The 1,476-nt window shown below is 74.5% G+C and carries 1 protein-coding gene; it reads left to right on the plus strand.

The features are described from left to right. The coding region (locus KS423_RS45380; RefSeq protein ID WP_224285502.1) for a LytR C-terminal domain-containing protein at window positions 1-1,376 on the plus strand (1,376 nt) is incomplete at its 5' end. Window positions 1,377-1,476: the final 100 nt, after the last annotated feature.

Below are 1,476 nucleotides of genomic sequence, written 5' to 3' on the forward strand. Positions count from 1 at the left end.
TCGTCGCGCCGCCGCGTCCGCGGGTGCCCCGGCCCGCCACGGAGCCGGTGCCGGCCAAGGCCGAGCCGCCGTCCGAGCAGGTCGCCGGGGCGCGGGCCGGGAAGGCCGGGAGCAAGGCACCCAAGGACAGCTACACCACGGGCGAGTTCACCTTCGTCGACGAGGAGGCGGAGGAGACCGAGGACGTCATCGACTGGCTGAAGTTCGCCGAGTCCCGCAGTGAGGTGCGCGCCGAGCGCCGCCGCAAGCTGCGCAACCGGCTGATCGGCCTCGGTGTGGTGGTGGCGCTCGCGGCCGGCGGCGTCGGCGGGTACCTCTTCCTCACCGGCGACAAGCCGACCGCGGCCACCGCCGCCGGCGGGCGCCAGGTCAACGTCGTCCACCTGCGCGACCTCCAGGGCAAGGTGTCCAGCGCGCTGCTGGTCAACGACGCCTCCGGGAAGAAGGGCACGGTGCTGCTGCTGCCCGACACCCTGCGGCTGCCCGGCCCGGGCGACCCGCCGGTCACCACGATCGGCCAGTCCATGGACGGCATCGGCGCCTCGGCGACCCGCGACGGCCTGTCCACCGTGCTCGGCGCCCCGGTGGCCGGTACCTGGCGGCTGGACACCCCGTACCTGGAACTGCTGGTCTCCCAGCTCGGCGGCGTCCGGGTGGACACCAACGCCGAGACCCACGAGGGCAACAAGCCGGACGGCAAGCTGCTGTCCGCGGCCGGGAAGAACACCATGCTCAGCGGCAAGGCCGCGGTCGCGTACGCCACGCTGCAGAACCCCGGCGAGAACCGGGACGCCCAGCTGGCCCGGTTCGGGCAGGTCCTGGACGCGGTGGTGCGCACCATGCCGACCGAGTTCAAGGACGCCAAGGACGACGTGCACCGGATGAACGCGGTGCTCGACCCCTCGCTGCCCGAGGACGCCCTCGCCGGGGTGCTCGTCCAGCTCGCCCAGCAGGCGAAGGACGGCCACTTCGGCACCACCGCGCTGACCGTCAAGCCGGACGGCAGCCTGGACGAGGCGACCGCGGGCAAGCAGGTCAAGGACGTGCTGGGCGGTACCGTGAAGTCCGCGGCCACCGGCGACGCCCCGGCCCGGGTCGCGCTCCAGGACGCCAGCGGCAACGACGCGGCGGGGGCCGCCGCGCAGGTCCAGATCGTCAACTCCGGTCTGACGTTCATCCCGGGCGGCGCCAAGGCCGCCCCGCAGGCCGCCAGTGAGATCCGCTACACCGACGACGCCCGGCAGGGTGCGGCGAAGTCGCTGGCGACCAGCCTCGGCCTGCCGGACACGGTGGTGAAGAAGGTGACCGGCGACACCCAGAACGCGGACCTGCTGGTCGTGCTGGGCAAGGACTACCAGCCGCCGAAGGCCCAGTAGGGCGGTGGCCCGGGCCCGGTGGCGGCCCGGGTCGGGTGACGGCCGGGGCCGGGGTGGGTGACGGCCGGGGCCGGGGTGGGTGACGGCCGGGGCCCGGCGG

Source organism: Streptomyces sp. LS1784, assembly GCF_020103755.1.
In the GTDB taxonomy this organism is placed as follows: Bacteria; Actinomycetota; Actinomycetes; order Streptomycetales; family Streptomycetaceae; genus Kitasatospora.